Below are 20,803 nucleotides of genomic sequence, written 5' to 3' on the forward strand. Positions count from 1 at the left end.
AGTCATGGCGATTGCTGGCAGGTGCCGGTTCCTGGACCAGTGGGCCCGCGCCTTGGACGTGACAAACGACCTCGACGCCATGGCGAAGCTGCGCGGCTTGATGAACGAGCTGGACGACGCCAGGAGCCAACTGCAGAAGACAACGCGGGTGCTGGCAAGTGTGCCGGACCCGGACGCGAACAGCGGAGCGATTGGCGCGATGACCGCCCTTGAACAGGCCTGGAGTCATCTGCTGGTCGTGGAGCGTCGGTTCGCCAAGCACGAGAGAGGAGGCAAGTAGAACCATGGGCAAGATCAGGACAGGCAGGAAAGCCGCGGGCGACTTCCCGTTCGGGCGCATGGTCGCATCGCAGCTCCGTCACCCCGGCGTGATGCTGCCGCTATTCGGGACTCCGGCACTGGCCGTCTACGGCGTAACACAAGGCTGGACTCGACCGCTGATCGGTGCCGGCGTCCTAGTCGCGGTCCTCACGGTGTGGGCGCTGGCGTGGCGGACGTCGTTCTATATCCACGTCGTCTACCGGGTGAAGGCCTGGTACCGCCGCTGGTTTCGGTACGCGCCGCGCTGGTGGTTCTGGATGGGCCGCCTGGGGCTGTCGGTGACCGACGAGATGACCGGATGGATTCTCCGTCCGCGCATCCTCAAGGTCCGGTCGACCGGCTGTATCGACTCGGTACTGCTCGACCTGCCGCTCGGTGTGCGAACCGATCAGGTTATGGAGGCAATCCCGGATCTGCGGCACGCCGCAAAGGCTCGGCGAGTTGCGGTACGGGAGCTGGAACCGGGTCAGGTGTGGGTGGATTTCTTCACTGCCGACTCGCTGCGCAAGACCATCGCCCCGATGCTGCACCCGGCGCGTCTGAACGTGAGGGACCTGGACGGCCTGGTGCTCGGGTACTGCGAGGACGGTACGCCGTGGCGGCTGAAGGTCGTGGATCGGCACATCTTCGTCTGCGGCGTCTCCGGTGCCGGAAAGTCCTCAGTGCTCTGGTCGCTCCTCTGGGCGCTCGCGCCGTACATCAAGGCCGGCCTGGTCGTCGTGCACGGCATCGACCCCAAGGGCGGGATGGAGCTGGAGTTCGGCCGCGAGCTGTTCGAGCGGTACGAGGCCGACGACTACGAGGCCATGGCCGAGATGCTGGAAGAGGACGCGGATTACCTCGACGACCGCACGAAGCTGCTGCGGGGCAAGGTCCGCAAGTTCACCGCGTCGCGGGAAACCCCGTTCGTGCTGATCGTCATTGACGAGCTGATGCAGCTCACCGTGTTGCTGCCGGGTACGAAGGGTCGTCAGCTGTCCGCCCGGATCGATGTAGCCCTCGGTCGACTGCTCGGCAAGGGCCGCGCTCCTGGCTTCTCAGTGTTCGCAACCTCGTTACTGGTCACCAAGGACGTGGTCACCTGGCGCGAGCTGTTCTCGACCAAGATCGCTATGCGCCTCGACAACGAGCTGCAGGTCGAAATGGCGCTCGGCGAGGGCGCGCGGGATCTCGGAGCCGAGTGCGACCGGATCCCCGAGTCGCTGCCTGGCGTCGCCTACGTCCTCCAGGAGGGCAAGCGGGAGCCTGGACGGGTCCGGGCTGCCTACATGAGTGACGACGCGATCCGGGACATGGCAACCCGGTTCACGCCACACGGCGCGATCGAGGCCAGTCGCCAGGACGTGACCCTGATCAACCCGAACACGGTTGACGGTGAAGTGGTCGAGAGCGGTGAAGCCGCATGAACGCCAAGGTTCAGGTCGCCGGCCAACTCGCACTGCCACTCACGCCGCAACTACCGCTTCCGATGCGGGTCACCGTCAACCAATGGATCGTCCGGGGTTGGCGTGACCGAGCTGCCTGCCTCGGCAGCACCGATCCCGCGTTCTGCAACGAGGAACCCACCGTCAAGGAACAGACCGACGCCGCGCAGACCGTCTGCGCGAGTTGCCCGGTCCGCCGATCCTGCCTCGCATCCGCGCTGCTCAACGACGAACAAGGCGTCTGGGGTGGCACCACCGACACGGACCGGGACGCCATCACAACCAAGCTCGCCGGACTCTCGGCGTACTGGGCACGGATCGCACCCTGGCCGCTGCCCGCCGCCTGTCGAGCCGAATGGACGCCCGGACCCAACGCGCTCGACCCCACCAAACCCCTGCCGCTCCCGCGCGACGCCGACACCGAGCGGTCCGCGGCCTGATGACCGTGCAGATGCGGTTGTCCGGGGACCCGGAAGAGATCGAGGTCATGGTTCAGGTGCTTGCCGTCGTGTTCCAACTCGACGGCTCCGGCCTGCTCCACACCAATCAAGGAGCCGCCGGCGTCCGCTGCTACCTCACAGCCCGAATCCCCAGCAAACACGAACGATCCGAGCGCGCGACGCCGGATCTGAACCAGTAGGGAGGTAGTCCAGATGACCAACACCGCAACGCACGGCAGGATCACGCTGGACCGCTTCCCGCTGGACGTTGTACAAGACCTCGCGATCACCAACGGCGTCTGCGTCCGGCCGATCCTGAACCGGGTTGTCGACACCGAGACCGGGACTGAGCGCATCGTCGGCGTCTCCTGCGGATCGACGCTGATCAGCAAGTGCCCTCCGTGTGCTGAGGCGAACCGGCGACTGCGGATGCAGCAGTGCCGCGAAGGCTGGCACCGAGACACCGAACTCGAACTCCCCGCCGACACTGACCAGCTCGAGGACGAGGACCAAGCCGAACCCGAGGACGCCGGCACCGACGAAGAACCCACGCGCCGCGTCCGGTCCACCCGTCGACGTCAGGACGCGCCGGACCTGCCACGGGTCCCGATGGACAAGCGCACGGTCGGTACGACGTTCCGCGCACCCAACGGCAAGACCTACCGCCCGTCGATGTTCATCACGCTCACGCTCGAATCGTACGGCGCGACGCACCGTCTCCCGTACCGGGTCAAGGGCAAGCTCGTGCCGTGCTCGTGCGGCGTCGACCACAGCCCGACCTCGCCCGTGCTGTCGACACCGGTCGACCCGTCGACCTACGACTACCGCCGCGCCGCGCTCGACGCGCTGCACTTCTCCAAGGGCGTTGACCGATTCGTTCAGAACCTGCGTCGCTGCGCCGGGTACAAGGCGCAGTACTTCGCCGTGGTCGAGCCACAGAAGCGCCTCGCCCCGCATCTGCATATGGCAGTCCGGGGCACCGTGCCACGTGAGCTCGTCCGGCAGGTCGCCGCCGCGACGTACCACCAGGTGTGGTGGCCAGATCATGAGACGCCCCTGTACAGCTCTCAGACCGGCGCTGACCTCCCTGTCTGGGACGACGGCGTTGAACGCTTCCTCGACCCCACCACAGGCGCGCTGCTGCCCACCTGGGACGACGCACTAGACGACCTCGCCGCCGACCCCGGATCGCGCCCCGCGCACGTCGTCAGGTTCGGTGAACAGGTCGACTACAAGGGCATCGTCGCGGACTCAGACGCCAAGGTCGGCAAGGCAATCGGCTACCTGACCAAGTACCTCGGCAAGGCGATCGGCGAGACCTATGGCGACGACCGCGCCGACCTGCACCCGGCCCAGCTCGACCACCTGAACCGGCTTCACGAGCACGTCAAGGTGCTGCCCTGCTCGCCGGCCTGCGCGAACTGGCTCCTGTACGGGGTCACCCCGAAGGACGCGACCGGCAGCCTCGTCCCCGGCGAGTGCGACAGCAAAGCTCACGACCGTGAACACCTCGGTCTTGGTGGACGTCGCGTCCTGGTCTCCCGCCAGTGGACCGGCAAGACCCTGACCGATCACCGCGCCGACCGGGCCGAAGTCATCCGGCAAACCCTGGCCGCCGCCGGCGTCGAGATGGACGACCAAACCGCGCTGTCCGTCGCCCAGACCACCAGCGACGACGAACAACCGCGGTTCATCTGGACACCCGTCCGCCCCGGCGACGAGGACGCACCCACTCAGAAGGAAGTCCTGGCCTACAGCGTCACCAAACGCATCCGCTGGCGCGAGCAGTACGAGGCAGCCAAACAACGCGCCCGCGACGGCACATCACCACCTGACAAACCCAATTCGGCAACCGACCAACTGGCCGCCAGCTCGGCGGCATAGACGGGGAGCAACGGAGTGAGGAAGCTACTTACGATCGCCCAAGCTGCCGCAGTGCTGGGCACCACCGAGCGATTTCCGCGCCGACTGATCGAGGAACGACGTATCCACTTCGTTCGCGTAGGTCGTCACGTGCGCATCCCTGAGGACGTGCTGACGGCATACATCGAAGAGCAGACAGTCGACCCGATCGAGCTGCGATGGAGCGGCGGCAGGGTGGTCGCCTGATGACCAAGGATGAGAAGAACAAGAAGCCGCGCCGTACGTTCGGCAGTGTCCGCAAGCTTCCGTCCGGCAAGTTCCAGGCGTCCTATATCGGACGGAACGGCATTCGGCAACCGGCTCCCGCACCGTTCAGGACAGAGCGCGATGCTGACCGCTGGCTCCTCAAGGTGGAGGCTGACCTCAGCAGCGGCGCTTGGCAAGATGAGGAGCTGGGGAAGGTCCCGTTTCGGGAGTACGCCGATGCCTATCTGACCGAGAACGAAGAGGTCGGCGAGCGCTGGGAGGAGACCTGTCGCCGGAACATGCGCCTACACATGGTGGATCTCCTGGACCTGCCGTTGCGGAGCATCACGCCACCCGTCGTACGCAAGTGGTACTCGAAGGCTCGTCGCGGTACCGGTGGCAAGACCTCGATCGCGCAGTCATATCGGTTCCTGCGAGCCGTGATGAATGCCGCGGTGCGGGACGAGGCGATCGTCAAGAACCCATGCCAGATCCCGGGTGCCGGCGCAGACAAAGCATCTGAGCGTCCTATCGCTACGCCGGATCAGGTAGGCCAGCTCATTGACGCGATCACTCCTCGGTATCGCGCTGCGGTCGCGGTGGCTGCCTGGTGCACGCTGCGACGTGGCGAGGTCTGCGCTCTGCGAACCGCCGATATCGACACGGAGAACAAAGAGGTTTGGGTTCGGAAGAACTGGGTCGAGCTGCTCGAATCGTCGCGGAAGTTTGAGAAGGACCCGAAGACTCAGGCGGGCAAGCGGGAAGTCTCTGTACCTCCCCATGTCTGGCCGTTATTGACCGCGCACGCCGAGGAGTTCGCCGGACCGGAGTTCTTCTTCATCGGTCGTGACGGTCAGCGGATGCGCGGCAACGCGATCTATCAGGCGTTCGTCCGTGCCCGGAAGAAGGTCGGGCTGACGCTGACCTTCCACGACCTTCGTCACACCGGCCAGAGCCTCGCGGCGGCATCGGGAGCAAGCACCGTCGACCTGATGAAGCGCGCCGGCCACTCCACAGCGGTGGCTGCACAGCGGTATATCCACGCCGTCGACGGGCGTGACCGTGAGGTCGCCAAGGCGCTGAGCGAGATCGCCGAGAAGGGATCGGCGGCCCGGCTCCCCCGTACGATCAAGATCGACTGATGTTGCATGTGGAGCGCACGAAAGGCGCGTACATGGCCTCTGACCTGCGGTTATGTACGCGCCTGAAAAGCGGAAGGTCGGCGGTTCGAGACCGCCCCTGACCACCACCACCCTCTCCGGGCACCGGGGAGGGATTTTTCTTTCCCATGCACGCTACCCGGCCGCTACCTTCGTCGCATCGCTCCTCACCGCGTCCACTCCGCGAGCTCCCACCCCCCTTCAGCTAACGCCGGCAATCTGCGAGCTGGCGCTCGCGGTCTGCTGGGCTCGCGCCAGCCTGCTGCGCGCTACCGCGTGCCCGTGACCGACGCACGTCGGCACTCCACAGCTCACCTGCGCACGCCAACTGCTGCCTCTCGCCGGCTCTGGCGTCGATGTGCGGCGGTTCGCCGAGCCGTAGGAGCAAGGTCACACACGAGTGTCACAGACCGTGAAGGCGTATCTCCCCCGACATGACCGCGTCCCGCAGTTGGTACCAGACCCGCCGCAGGGTTGTCCGGCTCGATCGCCGTACCGATCTCAGTGGTGAAACCCGCATCCGGCGTCCACACTTCTCCCGGCCGGCAGCCTCCACAATCGCCGCCCCGCCAGCCCTAGCAACTCTCGCTGAGCCACATCCCTCCGAGCACGAAGCAACCATCTCTTACCTACGGCTTGATGCGGCCGGTTTCGTAGGCCCAGATGGCTATTTCGACTCGGTTTCGGGCGTTGATCTTGCTCATTACTGCGGTCAGGTGGGTCTTCACGGTGCTGAGGCTGATGTGTAGTTCGGTTGCTATCTCGGCGTTGGTGCGACCAGCGGCTGTCGCGAGCAGGACCTGTTCCTCGCGGGCGGTCAGCGGCTCGACCGGTTGGACTGCCGAGCGGCCGGTCGGTGGCTCGGAGAACGCGGCCAGCAGGCGGGCGGTGATCCGCGGGGCGATCAGTGCGTCTCCGTTGGCGGCGGCGTGGATCGCCTGCACCAGAAGGTCCGGCCCGGCGTCCTTGAGCAGGAATCCACGCGCTCCGGCCTTCAGAGCGCCGTACACGTACTCGTCGAGATCGAAGGTGGTGATCACCACGATCGGCAGCGGGTCAGCGACGCCGGGTCCGGCCAGTTCGCGGGTCGCCGCGATCCCGTCCAGGCCGGGCATCCTGATGTCGAGCAGGCACACGTCGGGCCGCAGCCGGCGAGCGAACTCGACTGCTTCCGAACCGTCGGCCGCCTGAGCGACCACCTCGATACCAGGCTGGGCATCGAGGATCATCGCGAGGCCGGTCCGGACGAGATCCTGATCGTCGGCGACGAGTACCCGGATCGTCATCGGCCGCCCGCCGTTCGGGGCAGCACCACGTCGACGGACCAGCCCCGGTCCGGATCAGGACCCGCGGCGAGCGTGCCGCCGAGCAGCGTCGCGCGCTCGGCCATCCCCACCAGGCCATAACCTCCGGGGTTCCTCGAGGTCGCTTCCCCGTCGTCGCGGACGGTCAGCCGGACCGAGTCGTCGTACGACGTCAGCCGGACGTCGATGCGGGTTGCCTGCCGGGCATGCCGTACGGCGTTCGTGATCGACTCCTGCGCGATGCGATAGATCGCCGCGCCGACCGCCGGCCCGAGGTCGCCGAGGTCGCCCGACATCTCGACCTCGACCCGCGGCCGGTCCCCGACGCTCCGGGCGAGCCGCTCCAGGTCGCCCACTCCCGGCTGTGGGACGAGTGCCGCCGTACCGTCATCGCGCAGGACGCCGACCATCGCCCGCATCTCGGCCAGAGTCCGCGTCCCCTCCGCCTCGATGACGGCGAGCGCGTCGACCGCTGCTTCCGGGCGGGTGGCCGCGACGGCTCGGCCGGCCTGGGCTCGGATGACGATCGCCGACACATGATGAGCGACCGTGTCGTGCAACTCCCGGGCCAACAGTTCGCGCTCGCGGAGTCGCACCTGGCCCAACTCGCGGTTCCGGGCCGTCCACCGATAGCGGACCGCGAGCCCGAGTGTCGCGGGGAAGAGCAGGAACATGCTTCCGAACGCCGCTTCGGCGTATCCGGTGAAGTCGCTGGCGATTCCCAGCACCAGCGCCACCACGATGAACACCAGCCCGATGAGGATCTCGCGGCCGGATCCCCAGCGAGCCAGTGAGTACGGCAGCAGCACCACGCAGATCATCGAGTAGAGCCCGAAGGTCGCGTTCCCGGTGGCCAGGGTGACGAGGTTGATCACGATCAGGACGCCGAACACAGCGGCCACCACCGTCAACGGACGGGTACGACGCCACAGCAGAGCGCACGCGACGACGACGGCGATCACGATCGCGGCAGGTCTCCACACGACGTCCTCGCGGAACACGCCTTCGAGAACGACCGCCAGCAGCAGGCCGCCGACGAGCACCCAGTCGCGCCACACCCGCCTGGGTGGCTCGGGCGCTCGCGGCTCGGCCAGCAGCGAGCGGACGGCGTTTCTCAGCATGCCCACAGCGTAAGGACTCCAGGCGCCGAGCGGATCGGCTCAAAGTACGGGACGCGACCTGGCTGTTCGGCCGACGGAAGTCCGGCCCATCGCCCGAGGTGGCGGCCGCCTGTCCGGCCGCACGCTGAACCCAACTCTCGCCGAAGGGATCCATGATGAGGTCGCATCTGTACAGACTGGGCCGGTACGCCGCACGTCGCCCCTGGGTGGTGATCGGGGCGTGGCTGGTTGTCGCCGCGCTCGTGATCGCGGCATCCGGCGCCTTCGGCAAGAAACTCGAGGAGTCGTTCGGGGCGCCCGGCGTGGATTCGCAGGCCGCCACCGACCTGCTGTCGGCCGCGGGAGCGGATCAGGCCGGGCTCACGGCGCAGGTGGTCATGACTCCGCGCGACTCGACATCGACGCTCAACTCGCCTGACCTGCGGACCGCTCTGCTACGGATTCAGTCGGCGGCCGCGTCGTTGCCGCACGTGCTGAGGGCCGGCGATCCCGTCATTTCGCCGGACGGTCGCGTCGGGCTCATCCGGCTGCAGTACCCGGTACTCGAGAAGCTCGAGCCGAGCGACCTCGAGCAGCTCAAGACCCTGGCGGCGGTGGACTCGCCGCTGCGGATCGAGCTGGGCGGGGATCTCTTCTATGCGTTCGAGCAAGGCCAGGCCGGTCTCGGTGAGGCGGTCGGGTTGATCGCCGCGATGGTGATCCTGCTGCTCGCGTTCGGGTCGATCATCGCGATGGGTCTGCCGATCGGGATGGCGGTGTTCGGGCTCGCGCTCGCGATCAGTTCGCTGTCCTTGGTCACGTATCTCGTCGACCTGCCCAGTTGGGCGCCCGTGCTCGGCAGCATGATCGGGCTCGGCGTGGGTATCGACTACGCGCTGATCATCGTCACGCGGCACCGGGAGTACCTGGCCCGGGGGATGTCGGTCGCGGAGTCGGTCGGGAGTGCGGTCGCGACGGCCGGACAGGCTGTGCTCTTCGCCGGCGGCACGGTCGTGATCGCGATTCTCGGGCTGGTGGTGGCCGGCGTACCGTTCATCACCGCGGGCGGGATCGCGGTCTCGCTGATCGTGCTGACCATGGTGCTCGCTTCGATCACCTTGCTGCCCGCGTTCCTGGGTCTGGCCGGGCACTGGATCAACCGCCTTCGGGTACGGCGGGTGCAGTCGTCTCCTGGTTCGGGGTGGCAGCGGTGGGCGGGACACGTGTCCAAGCACGCCACCGCGTACGCCGTCAGCGCCACCGTGCTGCTGCTGGCGCTGGCCGCACCCGTGCTCGCACTCCGCGTCGGTACACCCGATGACGGCGCACTTCCCGTGCAACGCACCGAACGCCGGGCCTACGACCTGGTCGCCGCGGGATTCGGTGCCGGTAGCAACGGTCCGCTGGTGATCGCCGTCGACGTCTCGCGCGATCCGGGCGTCGTACAGCCGCTGTTCGACGCCGTCCGCGCCGATCAGGGCATCGCGTCGGTCGCACCACCTGCGGTGAACACCGCGGCCGGTGTCGCGACGCTGATCGCCGTACCGACGACCGGACCGCAGGACGATGCCACGATGACGACCGTCAAGCGGCTGCGCGCGGAGGTCTTTCCTTCGGTACTGCGGAACAGTCCGGCGAAGGCTCATGTCGGTGGTCAGACGGCGACCCTCGCGGATGTGGGGGCGCGGGTCAACGATCGGCTGCCGTGGTTCATCGGCGCCGTGATCCTCTTGTCCGTCGTGCTGCTGACCGTGGTCTTCCGGTCGGTCGTCGTACCGCTGAAGGCCGCGCTGATGAACCTGCTCAGCATCGGCGCTTCCTTCGGCGTCATCGTGATGATCTTCCAGTGGGGCTGGGCCGCGGACCTGATCGGGCTGGAGTCGACCATTCCGATCCTCCCGTTCATCCCGATGTTCATGTTCGCCGTGGTGTTCGGGCTCTCGATGGACTACGAAGTCTTCCTCCTCACCCGGATCCGCGAGGAGTACGTGCGTACCCATGACAACACCGCCTCGACCATCCACGGCATCACCACCACCGGCCGCGTGATCACGTCGGCAGCGCTGATCATGATCACGGTCTTCGTCAGCTTCTCCCTTACCGACGACCCGACGGCCAAGATGTTCGGCCTGGGCCTGGCCACCGCGGTCCTGGTCGACGCAACGGTCGTTCGGCTGATTCTCGTACCGGCCCTGATGAAGCTGCTGGGCGACGCGAACTGGTGGACGCCGGCATGGTCCAACCGGCGGTTGCCCCGGACGAATGCGCGTCCGAGCTCGGACATGTCCTGGCAGAGATGACACGATCGATCCATGGCCGCGGTGGAGGGGACATGAAGGCTGTCATCTACGAGAGATACGGGCGGCCCGACGAATTGCGGGTCGAGGACGTCACGATGCCATCGCCCGCCGCTGGACAGGTGCTGGTGAAGGTCGCGGCGACGTCGGTCAATCTCAGCGACTGGGAGTCCCTTCGTGGATCGCCGTTCTACGCGCGGCTCGGTGGATTGCGCGCGCCGAGACGCCCGACGCTCGGCTCGGACATCGCCGGCTGGGTCGAGGCCGTCGGCGCCGGCGTCACTCGGTTCCAGCCAGGTGACGAGGTCTACGGCGACAATCTCCAGCTCATGGGCGGCTTCGCCCAGTACGCCGTCGCCTCCGTTGCGTCACTCGCCCCCAAGCCCGGCGGGTTGACGTTTGCCGAGGCATCGACGATTCCGCAGGCCGGCGCGATCGCTGTGCAGGGCACGGTGGGCGCCGCGACCGGGCGTCGGGCGTTGATCAACGGTGGTGGTGGAGGGTCGGGCTCCTTCGCCATCCAGCTGGCCAAGCGCCTCGGTGCTCACGTGACCGGTGTCGACAACGGCGGCAAGCTCGAGTTCATGAAAGCGCTCGGTGCCGACGAGGTGATCGACTACCGCCGCGAGGACTTCACCCGCGATCACGAGCCGTACGACCTCATCTTGGATCTCGTCGCTCACCGGTCGGTGTTCGACTATCGGCGGGCGCTAGCTCCGGGCGGCCGGTACCGGTGCGTAGGAGGATCCGTCCGGGCACTGCTGCGTGTGCTCACGATCGGCGCCGCCGCCGGGCGACTCACCCGCCGCCGGCTCGGGGTGCTCGCCGTCAAGCAGGGCCCCCGTTACTTCGAGCCGCTGGCCGACCTGTGCGTCGCCGGTGACGTGAGCATCCACATCGACCGTACCTTCACGCTCGACGAGGTACCACGAGCCCTCGCATACGTCGGCGAGGGCCACGCCCTCGGCAAGGTCGTAGTCACCCCACCCTGAGCGCCCGCCGATCAGCTGCAGCGATGTCGCCTACAGCACATCGCTGGTCATCACAGAAGGCGGCGTTCGACCGCTGACACGTCGGCCGACGACCAGCCGACAGCGACGAGGTTGCGAGTGCTGCAGATCGCGGAGGCGCATCTCCCCAGCCCCATAGCTGCCAAGCCGGCGTGGATCGGCCAGATCCGGACTCGACCGCCGGACGTTACTGGATACTGCGTCAATGATCAGATTCCGGTTCGAGCTGTGCCCACTGGATGAGGTCTCGCCGTGGGGCAGTGACCAACCGAGGCTTCAATGGTTCGCGCTCACCGAGGGCTGGTTCTGGATCGAAGCGAGCGGGCAGGAGCTGCTGCGTCGCACCCGGCAGGTGGATCCGAATCCCTACGTCGATTACTACCTGGCCAGGCTCTGGGAAGACGTCATCGCCCTTACACCGGAGGTGCTAGAGCCAGTGCCCGATGATCTGCAGCCGTTCGTCGCCTCCCACCCCGCGCAGTGGACGTGTGACCCGCTCGAGTTCGTGGCCGAACCGGATGAGGAACGCACCGGCACCGAGGACGCAGATGTGCCCGACCATCCAGCCGTCACCGCCGCGATCTGGCAGGGCGAGCATTGCCTGGACCTCGGTTACCTGCGCAATCCTCCCCAGCTCCGGTTCTGGCGTACCACCGGCGGTGATCGCGACGAGATCACCATCGATTGGCGGCACGAGGACGACGGCGAGATCGGCTTCACCGCCGACCCAGCAGTCCGGCTCAGCGTCCCGACCGCGGCGTACGTCGAGGCCGTGCACACCCTTGACCGCGAACTGATGGACGCCATGGGGCAGCGAGTTGAGGAGTTGGAGCGCCGCGGCGGGCTACCTGGCGTGGACCTTGACCTCGTCGATCTGCGGCGGGAACACGAGGACCGGCGGCATTGGCTTGCGGAGAACCTCGAGCGCTCTCCGAAGACCGATCGGAACGCTGTCCGCCAAGGTGCCCGCCTGCTGCTTGGCGACGCTCAACGGGCCAGCGCCCCAACGGCCTAGGGAGCTCGTTCGCCGGCAAGGCGCCGCATGAAGCCGTTCCAGGGGCCTACCTGAGGTGTGGGTAGAAGGTGAGTCTGGTGCCTGTGGTGGCGTTGATGATGGGGCGGGTGCCTAGGGGGTGGGTCAGAGTGAGGGTGGCTGGTGTGCTCAGGCCGATGGCTCGGCAGGCTACTTGCTTGGTGGTGTGGGATCCGCCGATGAGGACCATGTCGTCGTACTCGATGGCGTGGGCCCGGAGGTTGGCGTCGCAGGCGCCGTGGTGGAGGTTGAAGGTGATGGTGTTGCCTTCGACCCGGGTGAGTCTGCCGACGACAGGGACGTCGCGGTTCGGCTCGGCGAGGCCGGCTGGAGGGGTGGGTTCGGCGAGGGGCTTGAGGACGTCCTGAGAGATTGCCACGGCGACGATCGGTCTCGACAAGCCTCGGACGGTGAACGACCACGCGGGGACGGTCGTGCGGCCTCTGCTCGTTTCGACTTCGGCTGTTTTCAAGGAGCCGGCGGTGATGGTGAGCTTGCACTTCGATGCCGGTACGGCGAGGTGGCCGCAGTTGTCGTACGGCGTCCCGATCGCTTCGGTCAGTGCGCGCCGCGGATCGAGAACGGTCGCCGAGACATTCGACCCGTCGCCGAACTCGATGCGGGTGCTGCCGGCTGATCCGAGTTTCACGCCTGGCCCGATGGTGACGTACCCGGCGCCCCACGCGGCCTCCTGCTCGCTGGTGTCGAACATGAGGCCCGGTGTGCGGGACGTGTAGAGGAAGATCCCTTCGGGAGACGGCGGGATCCCAGCGGCGCGGACGGCGTCCGCGACCACCCGCGCACGGGCGAGGAACGCCGGAGTCGGAGGACCTTGCGGTACCTGCGACGGATCCAAGTGAGACGGATCCACTGAGCGAACCGCTGTCGGTGTTGAAGGACTCGGCGCGGAACTCGCCGCCGCCTCGTTCCCGCACGCCGGCAGTACGAGAAGTGCGAGTACGAGCGGACAGAGCCTGATGGGGATCATAATTGGTAGACGCACCCACGACCCCGAACCGTTGGGGTCAGGTCGGCTGTGCCTGTCGGCGGGTTCGATCGCCCAGAGGAACTGCGTGAAGCCCAGAGCGATCCCGCCGACAACTCCCCAACACCCCAGCCAACGCGGAACGCCATCGCGCGCGCCACCGTGCGCAGGTTCGCCGCGAGGTAGGCGTACCGGCCGGCGCCGAGCACCCGCAGGGCGGTTCGCCAGTGACCCGATTCCAATGCCTCGATCGCCTCGAGATCGCCGGTCGCGATCGTCGGTACGGCTGCTGAGTTGCGCATCGGGCACCTGCTCAGGTCGTGCCGAACACCCCGTCCGGCTCCTCGGTGGCTCCTGTTCTCCGCGCGTCGCGTGGTTTCAGTTGGCTTCAGGTCGACTTCAGTATTACGGTAGATCCACGGTGTAACTGCGGTCAATCGCCAGTTTGTCAGGAGCAATGGCGATCGGAGCCGTACCAGAGCCCCCAAGTCGTACGGCGACAGCACGGTCAGGTGACCCCCGGCGGTGCGCGATACAGCGGGGCTCGGTGGAGTCAGGTAGAGCGGGGTCCAGCACCAGTCGATCCCCGCAGTCGGTCGACCATTTTTCGGGAGTGACAGTGGCCCCTTCTGCAGAGGCCGTACGACTCGCCAGACGACTCCGGGATCTCCGGGAGACCGCGGGGCTGACCCAGAAGGACGTGTCCCAGGCGCTCAGCGCCGACGTCCGGGTCGCCGTGGCGACGATCAGCTCGTGGGAGTCGCAGTCCAACCCGAAACTTCCGCCGGAGGACCGGCTGCGGTCGTACGCGCTGTTCTTCGCGATGTCGCCGACCCTCGAGCGGCTGCCGCGCGAGCAGGACCTGAGCCCGGCCGAGCGCGAGCGCTTCACCACGCTGCACCGCGAGCTGATGACGCTGCGGGACAACATCCGCCACCTGCAGACGGGGCCGTCGTCGTCCAGCAGCTCGTACACGTTCGACTTCGAGTCCGGCCGGATCACGCTGATCTGCCCGGAGGTTCCGGAGCTCGGCCGTTCGCCGCTCGCGGACGAGGACAACCCGAACCACACCCGGCTGTACAAGTACGCCGACCTCGACGCGCTGATCGAGATGTGGGGGCACGTGCGCGCCTCCAACCCGGAGCTGCGGGTCCGCCACCGGCTCCCGTCCGAGGTGAGCGCCGACCACATGTCCGGCCATCTGATCCTGATCGGCGGTATCGCCTGGAACCGGGTCACCAGCCGGCTGCTGCGGGTCCTCGACAACCTGCCGATCCGGCAGATGTCGGTCCCGGACCTGGCCGACGGCGAGATCTTCCGGTCGCGCGACGGTCGCGAGTACCGGCCGCAGTGGGAGGAGCGCAAGGGCGCCGCGGAGGACGACGCACCGAGCAAGGCCGAGCTCGAGGCGGAACAGGCCCAGGACGCGTGGAAGGGCGACACCCCCAGGGAGCTGGTCGAGGACGTCGCGCTGTTCGCGCGGCTGCCCAACCCGTTCAACCACAGCCGGACCATCACGATCTGCAACGGCGTCTACAGCCGCGGCGTCCTGGGCGCGGTCCGGATGCTGACCGACGACGCCGTCCGGGAACGCAACGAGGTCTACCTGGCCAACAGGTTCCCCGGCGGCGTGTACGGCTTGCTGATGCGCGTGCCGGTCATCAACGGCGAGGCCGTCACGCCGGACCTGGAGATCGAGGACAACCGCCTCTTCGAGTGGTCCCCGGAGGACGAGGACGCATGAGCCGCCGGACCAGACAAATCAAGGCGTCGCACGCGGGCCTGCTGTTCGACGGATCCGCTCCGGTCTCTGCCTCCGCGAACACGCGTCTGGACGCGATCGTCGTCCCGGCCGCGCGGCCGGCGTCGGAGCTGCAGAGCGTCATCACGCTGTCCGCCGAGCTGAACGTGCCGCTGGTCATCCTGTGCAGCCACAGCGCACAGGTCGGGCAGGTCGTCCAGCGGGTCAAGGACACCTTCGGCGCCCAGGCGCTCGTCATCGACGTCCCCCGGGGCTTCCGGCCGCCGTGCCCGGCCCCGATGACCTCCGCCGACAAGTTCCAGAAGGCCTCGGCAGGTCGCGCCAGCGATCTCAGCGCGAAGCGCAACATCGGCCTGCTGCTCGGCCGGCTGCTCGGCTGGAACAAGATCCTGTTCGTCGACGACGACATCCGGCAGCTCAAGGCGCGCGACGTCCGGCGACTCACCGGGTACCTGGACCGGCACCCGGTCGCCTCGATGGCCAGCAGGGACTTCCCGGACAACTCGGTGGTGTGCCACGCACGCCGCCTGGTCGGGTCCCAGGACGTGTTCGTCAGCGGCGCGGTGCTCGGCGTCGACCTGCAACGCCCGGAGCTGTCGTTCTTCGCCGACATCTACAACGAGGACTGGTTCTTCTTCGCCCGGCACGCGGCCCGGCGGGCGATCCCGAAGATCGGCGAGGTCCGGCAGCTGGAGTACGACCCGTTCGCGGATCCGCAGCGCGCGGCCCGCGAGGAGTTCGGCGACCTGCTGGCCGAGGGGCTGTACGCGGCGTTCGAGGGCCAGTCGGGCTCGGCCTTCGAGGAACAGCTGCGGATCGCGATGGAGCCGTCGTACTGGGACTACTTCAAGGGCATCCGGCTGAAGACGATCACCGAGACGCTCGCCGGCGTGCGGGCGGCGAAGTCGTCGTTCGACGACACCGAGTACCGCCGCATCGAGGCGTCGCTGGAAACCGCGGAGACGTGGGCCCTGAAGATCTCCTCGAAGCTGTGCGTGGAGTTCATCGAAAGCTGGCAGGAGGACGAGGAGCTGTGGCAGAAGATGCTCAGCAACCTGCCGGCGCGGCTGAGCAAGCAGGACGCGCTGCGCCACCTCCGGCTGTCGAACTGGGTGTCCTGCGGCTACGGCTTAGCGACGGAATCCGAGACGAATCTCGCACCGGCCGGAATGGTCCTCAAGTAACTGACGCTCACCGGTGGGGCTGAACCCGAGGCGGTCGTACACCTGACGTGCGATCGCGTTCGTGTCCAGCACCCACACCCGCCACTCGGTGACGTCGGGCTCGACCGCCGCGAGTTCGGCGAGGACGGCCCGCAGTACGCCGGTGCGGCGGTACCGCGGGTCGACCCAGACCGACTCGATGTGGCGTTCGTCCGGCGGGCGATCCGCGACCCGCACCGAGCTGGCCTGGCCGATGATCCGCGCCTCGTCGCGGGCGACCACCCAGTGCATCCGGGAGAAGCGCTCACGCCAGCCGTCCTCACCGACGGTCACCTCGGCCTCGTAGTCGGCGATGTACGCCGACGGTGAATCCTTCAGGGCCCGGAGGCGCACCTCCCGGGCGATCGGCCAGTCGTCGGCACCGAGCATGGCGAGTTCCAAGGTCCCGGACCCCTTCGGGAGATGGCAACAAGGCATCCATACCAGTGTCGCCGTTTCCCAGGATCACCAAACCGCCGAGCGGACAATGTCACATCGGGTGACCGGTTTCCCGGCAGATCACCTGGTCGATGAACGCGTCGACGGACGCGTCCGGGTTGTCCGGGAGGTGTGGGGTGACGGCAACGGTGACCTGCCGGCGGGTGTCCTCGGTGGCGAACGAGTAGGCCTGGTACGCGAGGGCGTCACCGTCGTTGCCGTAGACCCGTACCTTGCAGGCCGTGTCGTGCCACGACAGGCCCAGGCCGTACCGGCCGTCCGGGGTGCCCGGCGTCTTCATCGCGTCGAGCAGCCGGGCCGGGAGCAGGTGCCCGCCGAGCAGGGCCGCGAAGAACCGGTTCAGGTCGCGGGTCGTGGAGATCATGTCGCCGGCCGCGCCGAACAGCGTCGGGTTGAGCTCGGTGAAGTCGACCATCGCGCCGTCCTTGGGCAGGTACCCGTGCGGGTGCGGTCCCTTGATGGAGGGCGACGTACCGGGCAGCGTCGTACCGTGCAGCCCGAGCGGGCGGATCAGGCGCCGCTCGACCTCCTCGGCGTACGTCCGGCCGGTGGCTTTCTCGATGATCTCGCCGATCAGCAGGTAGTTCGTGTTCGAGTAGTCGTACTGCGAGCCCGGCTCGTCGAACACCGGCGGATGCGCGAGCGCCCGCTGGATCTGCTCGGTCGCGGTCCAGGTCCGGTACTGCAGCGCGTAGAAGTCGGGACTCGGCGGCATCGGCAGCGTGTCCTTGAAGTCGTACAAACCGCTGGTGTGGTTGAGCAACTGGCGCACCGTGATGTTCGCGCCGTTCGGGACGACACCCGGCAACCAGCGCTCCACCGAGTCGTCGAGCCGGATCCGCTGCTCGGCGACGAGTTGCAGGACGACGGTGGCGACGAACGTCTTCGTGACGCTGCCGATCCGGAACCGCCCCGCGACCGGTACCTTCCGCGAACTCCCCAGTTCCGCGACCCCGCTGCTGCCCCGCCAAACGTTGCCGCCGTCCCGTACTTCGGCGAGCGCGCCGATCGCGACGACGCCGTCGAGTCCTTTCTGCAACTCCTGCGGCGAATTGACCGAAGGACCCACGGCCATCGCCGCAGCTGTCACCAATGCCACCAGCATCCCGATCTCCTCATGTGTTTGCGGTCCCCCAAGCCTTCAGCTCAGGGGCCGCAGACACATCAGGGATCACCCGGTGAGGCGACTACAGAACTCACCTAGTTGTCCAGCAGTCGTTCCGGCGCCCAGGAGAGACAGGCCCCCGGAGGTCGCGGACGTTGCCGGTAGCAACTTATGCGGCGGCGGTGGCTTCGGTGAGCTGCTCGGACGTGGGCTGGAGCTGCGGGGTGGCGAAGGTCAGCAGGACGTTCGCGACGGCGAAGGCGGCGGCTGCGAGCAGGCCGCGCTCGTAGCCGGACTGGAGCGCCTGGAGCTGAGTCGCGCCGTGGGTCAGCTCGTTGGTGGTGTGCGTGATCGACAGCGTCGTGACGATCGCCAGCCCGAGCGCGCCGCCCACCTGGTACATCGCGTTGACGACACCCGACGCCGCGCCGGCCTCGGCGGGACGGACCTCGGAGACCGCGCTGATCTGCCCCGGCACGCCGACACCGATGATGCCGAACCCGAAGATGATCAGACCGGGCAGAAGCTCCGAACTGTAGCTACCGGTCGCGTCCGCCTGCGACAGCAGCAGCAGTCCCGTGACGCTGAGCACCGCACCGGCCAGCTGGACCGTCCGCGTACCGAACCGCTGCACCAGCTGCGACGCGAGAATCGCACCGACGATCGCCGCGCCGCCCATCGGCAGGAAGTGGATGCCCGCGTCGAGCGCACTGTCCCCACGCACCTGCTGCAGATAGATAGCGGTCAGGAAGAACATCGACAGGAACCCGGCGCCGTTCAGCGCCAGCGACGCACCGGACACGCTCAGCGCCCGCGACCGGAACAGCCGCAACGGGACGAGCGGAGCCGCCGACCGGGACTCGACGAACACGAACGCCGCCAGCATCACAACACCGGCCGTCAGTACGCCGACAACCTCGAACGAACCCCACCCCGACGGCTCCGAGCGCACCACACCGTAGACAACAGCCATCAGCCCGGCAGTGCCGAGCACAGCGCCCAGAGTGTCGAAGGTCCGGCGGCCTGTCGCGTGCCGCACGTCCTGCACGAAGACCGGGATCAGCGCGACCAGCGCGAGCACGATCGGCACGTTGACGAAGAACACCCACTGCCAGCTCAGCGAATCGACCAGCACGCCGCCGGCGACCACCCCGAGCGTCCCGCCCAGGCCGGCGAGGCCGCCCCAGACACCCATCGCGATGTTGCGCTCGCGTCCGTGCGCGAAGGTCATGGTCAGGATCGCCAGCGCGGACGGCGACAGCAGCGCGCCGCCGAGACCCTGCACCGCCCGGGCGCCGATCAGGAACTCGGGTGAGTTCGACAGCCCGGCGACCAGCGACGTGACGCCGAACAGCAGCAGGCCGGCAGTGAACACGCGGCGCGGCCCGAGCAGGTCGGCCATCCGCCCGCCGAGCAGCAGGAAGCCGCCGAAGAGCAACGTGTAGGCGTTGATCACCCACTGCAAGGAGTCGGCGGAGAAATTCAGGTCCGCCTGGATGTGGGGCAGCGCGACATTCACGATCGTCACGTCGAGCACCACGATGAACTGCGCGAGAGCCAGCACCGCCAGGGTGGCCCAAGGACTGCGTCGCATCGCCGTACCTCATTCGGAAGTCTCAGGTCTACACCGTATGTATACGGCGTAAGCTTACGGAGTAGACACTAGGTCTACGGTGTAAACTTGTCAACGTGATCACCAAAGAGCGCCTCGACCCGGACAAGATCGTCGACACCGCGCTGGCCTTCGCGGACGCCGAAGGGCTGGCCGCGATCTCGTTCCGGAAGCTGGCCGCGCAGCACGACGTCACCCCGATGGCGCTCTACCGGCACTTCAAGGACAAGGACGACCTGCATGCGGCGCTGGCCGATCGGCTGATCGCGAACGTCGTCCTGCCGGAGCCGACCGACGAGCCGTGGGACCGGCAGCTGCACGCGCTGCTGACCGCGTTCGTCAACGCCTTGCGGGCGCATCCGCGGCTGGCGGACCTGACGCTGCCACGGATCCTGGTCGCCGAGCCCGGCCTCGCGATGGCCGAGCGGGCACTGGAGCTGCTGGTCAAGGGCGGTTTCTCCGTCGACGACGCGGCCGAGGTCGGCCGGCAGTCGTTCTGCTCGCTGATCGCCCTCGTCACCACCGACCCGATCGTCCGCGAGGTGAACGACCCGGAGGCCCGCGAGGCGTCGATCCGCCGGAAGCGGGCCGGGCTCGGCGCCCTGTCCCCCGAGCGGTATCCGCTGATCACCGCGGCCGCCGACTCGCTGATCTGCTCGTCGTCCCAGGAGCGGTACTACGAGGTCGGTATCGATCTGGTCGTCGCCGGGATCCGCGGCGTCGTCGCCTAGGGCGTGTGCGCCCCGCGCGGGAGTGTTCAGGGGACTACGCTCCGAAGCGGAGCGATACCACTCTCTATGGAGGTACACCGATGGCGGGGAAGTTCGAGCTGTACAAGGACAAGTCCGGTGAGTTCCGGTTCCGCCTGAAGGCGGGCAACGGCGAGGTCATCGCCACCAGCAGCGAGAGCTACGGCTCCAAGGCCGCCGCGCTGAACGGGATCGACTCGATCAAGCGGAACGCTGCCGAGGCGAACGTCGACGACCAGACCGACTGAAACCCCAACAGAACAAGGGGGTTCTCCACAGGACCGTGGAGAACCCCCTTTGTGCTCGAACGGTCAGAGACCGTCCGCGAACTCGACGCCGCGGACCTCGACGCCGAGGCCCTCGATCCCGGCGTCCGGGATCATCGCGGCCAGCTCGCAAGCGCGCTCACGCGACGCCACGTCGACCAGGTAGTAGCCGCCGAGGAACTCCTTCGACTCCACGAACGGCCCGTCGGTGACGGCCGGCAGCCCGTTGCGGACCCTGACGACCGCGGACCGCTCCGGCTGCTGCAGCGCGACCGTGCTGTGGAACTCACCGGACGCCTTGATCGTGTCCATGAACTTCTGGTGCCCGCTGCCGATGGCCTGCTGCTCCTCCTCGCTCAGCGCGGCGAGCACGTCGGGGTTGATGTTCAGGACCAGTAGGTACTTCACGATGTCTCCTTCGGACCCGGCCCCCGGTACGGGCGCCTCTCACAGATCAGTACGGAG

The 20,803-nt window shown here is 67.5% G+C and carries 21 protein-coding genes; 14 read left to right on the top strand and 7 right to left on the bottom strand.

Translation table 11 applies throughout. The annotated features are described in order from the left end of the window. Positions 1-4 precede the first annotated feature (4 nt). The 7 genes from ABZW60_RS07410 to ABZW60_RS07440 are packed head-to-tail and all read left to right on the top strand — an operon-like array spanning position 5 to position 5,436. On the top strand, positions 5-280 hold the full coding sequence (locus ABZW60_RS07410; RefSeq protein WP_355474891.1) for a hypothetical protein: 276 nt from the start codon (positions 5-7) through the stop codon (positions 278-280). A 4-nt stretch (positions 281-284) separates the two neighbouring features. Further along, positions 285-1,727: an FtsK/SpoIIIE domain-containing protein gene (locus ABZW60_RS07415; RefSeq protein WP_355474892.1), complete on the top strand. Its 1,443-nt coding sequence runs from the start codon at positions 285-287 to the stop codon at positions 1,725-1,727. After that, a complete protein-coding gene (locus ABZW60_RS07420; protein WP_355474893.1) occupies positions 1,724-2,185 on the top strand; it encodes a WhiB family transcriptional regulator in 462 nt (153 codons plus the stop codon). The genes ABZW60_RS07415 and ABZW60_RS07420 overlap by 4 nt, the downstream gene beginning before the upstream one ends. Continuing rightward, entirely contained in the window at positions 2,185-2,385 is a 201-nt protein-coding gene (locus tag ABZW60_RS07425; protein ID WP_355474894.1) for a hypothetical protein, read from the top strand. The genes ABZW60_RS07420 and ABZW60_RS07425 overlap by 1 nt, the downstream gene beginning before the upstream one ends. A gap of 13 nt (positions 2,386-2,398) precedes the next feature. Then, positions 2,399-4,069, top strand: a complete 1,671-nt coding sequence (locus tag ABZW60_RS07430) for a replication initiator (protein ID WP_355474895.1) — start codon at positions 2,399-2,401, stop codon at positions 4,067-4,069. Between the two features lie 15 nt (positions 4,070-4,084). Beyond that, a complete protein-coding gene (locus ABZW60_RS07435) occupies positions 4,085-4,294 on the top strand; it encodes an excisionase family DNA-binding protein (RefSeq protein WP_131466493.1) in 210 nt (69 codons plus the stop codon). After that, on the top strand, positions 4,294-5,436 hold the full coding sequence (locus ABZW60_RS07440) for a tyrosine-type recombinase/integrase (RefSeq protein ID WP_355474896.1): 1,143 nt from the start codon (positions 4,294-4,296) through the stop codon (positions 5,434-5,436). The genes ABZW60_RS07435 and ABZW60_RS07440 overlap by 1 nt, the downstream gene beginning before the upstream one ends. 647 nt (positions 5,437-6,083) lie before the next feature. Here the strand turns inward: ABZW60_RS07440 and ABZW60_RS07445 are convergent. Then, positions 6,084-6,740 (bottom strand): response regulator transcription factor, encoded by a 657-nt coding sequence (locus ABZW60_RS07445; RefSeq protein WP_355474897.1) that lies wholly within the window; start codon positions 6,738-6,740, stop codon positions 6,084-6,086. Next, on the bottom strand, positions 6,737-7,879 hold the full coding sequence (locus ABZW60_RS07450) for a sensor histidine kinase (RefSeq protein WP_355474898.1): 1,143 nt from the start codon (positions 7,877-7,879) through the stop codon (positions 6,737-6,739). The genes ABZW60_RS07445 and ABZW60_RS07450 overlap by 4 nt, the downstream gene beginning before the upstream one ends. A gap of 155 nt (positions 7,880-8,034) precedes the next feature. Between ABZW60_RS07450 and ABZW60_RS07455 the strand changes: the two genes are divergently transcribed. The 3 genes from ABZW60_RS07455 (at position 8,035) to ABZW60_RS07465 (ending at position 12,180) form a co-directional block, all read left to right on the top strand. Continuing rightward, positions 8,035-10,158: an MMPL family transporter gene (locus tag ABZW60_RS07455; protein WP_355474899.1), complete on the top strand. Its 2,124-nt coding sequence runs from the start codon at positions 8,035-8,037 to the stop codon at positions 10,156-10,158. Positions 10,159-10,190: 32 nt separating this feature from the next. Beyond that, positions 10,191-11,147: an NAD(P)-dependent alcohol dehydrogenase gene (locus ABZW60_RS07460; RefSeq protein ID WP_355474900.1), complete on the top strand. Its 957-nt coding sequence runs from the start codon at positions 10,191-10,193 to the stop codon at positions 11,145-11,147. A gap of 223 nt (positions 11,148-11,370) precedes the next feature. Continuing rightward, a complete protein-coding gene (locus ABZW60_RS07465) occupies positions 11,371-12,180 on the top strand; it encodes a DUF5984 family protein (protein ID WP_355474901.1) in 810 nt (269 codons plus the stop codon). A gap of 46 nt (positions 12,181-12,226) precedes the next feature. Here the strand turns inward: ABZW60_RS07465 and ABZW60_RS07470 are convergent, their stop codons facing one another. Beyond that, positions 12,227-12,994, bottom strand: coding sequence for a hypothetical protein (locus ABZW60_RS07470; protein WP_355474902.1), 768 nt, complete (start codon positions 12,992-12,994; stop codon positions 12,227-12,229). Positions 12,995-13,802: 808 nt separating this feature from the next. On the opposite strand from ABZW60_RS07470, the gene ABZW60_RS07475 reads away from it, so the two are divergent. Next, positions 13,803-14,927, top strand: a complete 1,125-nt coding sequence (locus ABZW60_RS07475) for a helix-turn-helix domain-containing protein (RefSeq protein ID WP_355474903.1) — start codon at positions 13,803-13,805, stop codon at positions 14,925-14,927. Then, positions 14,924-16,129: a hypothetical protein gene (locus ABZW60_RS07480; protein WP_355474904.1), complete on the top strand. Its 1,206-nt coding sequence runs from the start codon at positions 14,924-14,926 to the stop codon at positions 16,127-16,129. Before ABZW60_RS07475 ends, ABZW60_RS07480 begins: the two co-directional genes overlap by 4 nt. On the opposite strand, the gene ABZW60_RS07485 is transcribed toward ABZW60_RS07480, so the two are convergent. The 3 genes from ABZW60_RS07485 to ABZW60_RS07495 form a co-directional block, all read right to left on the bottom strand. Beyond that, entirely contained in the window at positions 16,076-16,549 is a 474-nt protein-coding gene (locus ABZW60_RS07485) for a GNAT family N-acetyltransferase (protein ID WP_355474905.1), read from the bottom strand. The two genes, ABZW60_RS07480 and ABZW60_RS07485, sit on opposite strands and share 54 nt — an antisense overlap. 88 nt (positions 16,550-16,637) lie before the next feature. Continuing rightward, positions 16,638-17,711, bottom strand: a complete 1,074-nt coding sequence (locus ABZW60_RS07490; RefSeq protein WP_355474906.1) for a serine hydrolase domain-containing protein — start codon at positions 17,709-17,711, stop codon at positions 16,638-16,640. A gap of 169 nt (positions 17,712-17,880) precedes the next feature. Continuing rightward, positions 17,881-19,305, bottom strand: coding sequence for an MFS transporter (locus ABZW60_RS07495; protein ID WP_355474907.1), 1,425 nt, complete (start codon positions 19,303-19,305; stop codon positions 17,881-17,883). Between the two features lie 95 nt (positions 19,306-19,400). Here ABZW60_RS07495 and ABZW60_RS07500 point away from each other — a divergent pair, with 95 nt between their 5' ends. After that, the gene (locus ABZW60_RS07500; RefSeq protein WP_355474908.1) at positions 19,401-20,054 is read left to right on the top strand and encodes a TetR/AcrR family transcriptional regulator; all 654 of its coding nucleotides are present in this window, start codon (positions 19,401-19,403) and stop codon (positions 20,052-20,054) included. Between the two features lie 80 nt (positions 20,055-20,134). Then, the gene (locus ABZW60_RS07505) at positions 20,135-20,320 is read left to right on the top strand and encodes a YegP family protein (protein ID WP_355474909.1); all 186 of its coding nucleotides are present in this window, start codon (positions 20,135-20,137) and stop codon (positions 20,318-20,320) included. Between the two features lie 63 nt (positions 20,321-20,383). Here the strand turns inward: ABZW60_RS07505 and ABZW60_RS07510 are convergent, their stop codons facing one another. Continuing rightward, positions 20,384-20,746, bottom strand: coding sequence for a YciI family protein (locus ABZW60_RS07510; RefSeq protein WP_355474910.1), 363 nt, complete (start codon positions 20,744-20,746; stop codon positions 20,384-20,386). Positions 20,747-20,803 lie beyond the last annotated feature (57 nt).

Origin of the sequence: Kribbella sp. NPDC003557 (genome assembly GCF_040610805.1) — a bacterium.
Taxonomy (GTDB): domain Bacteria; phylum Actinomycetota; class Actinomycetes; order Propionibacteriales; family Kribbellaceae; genus Kribbella.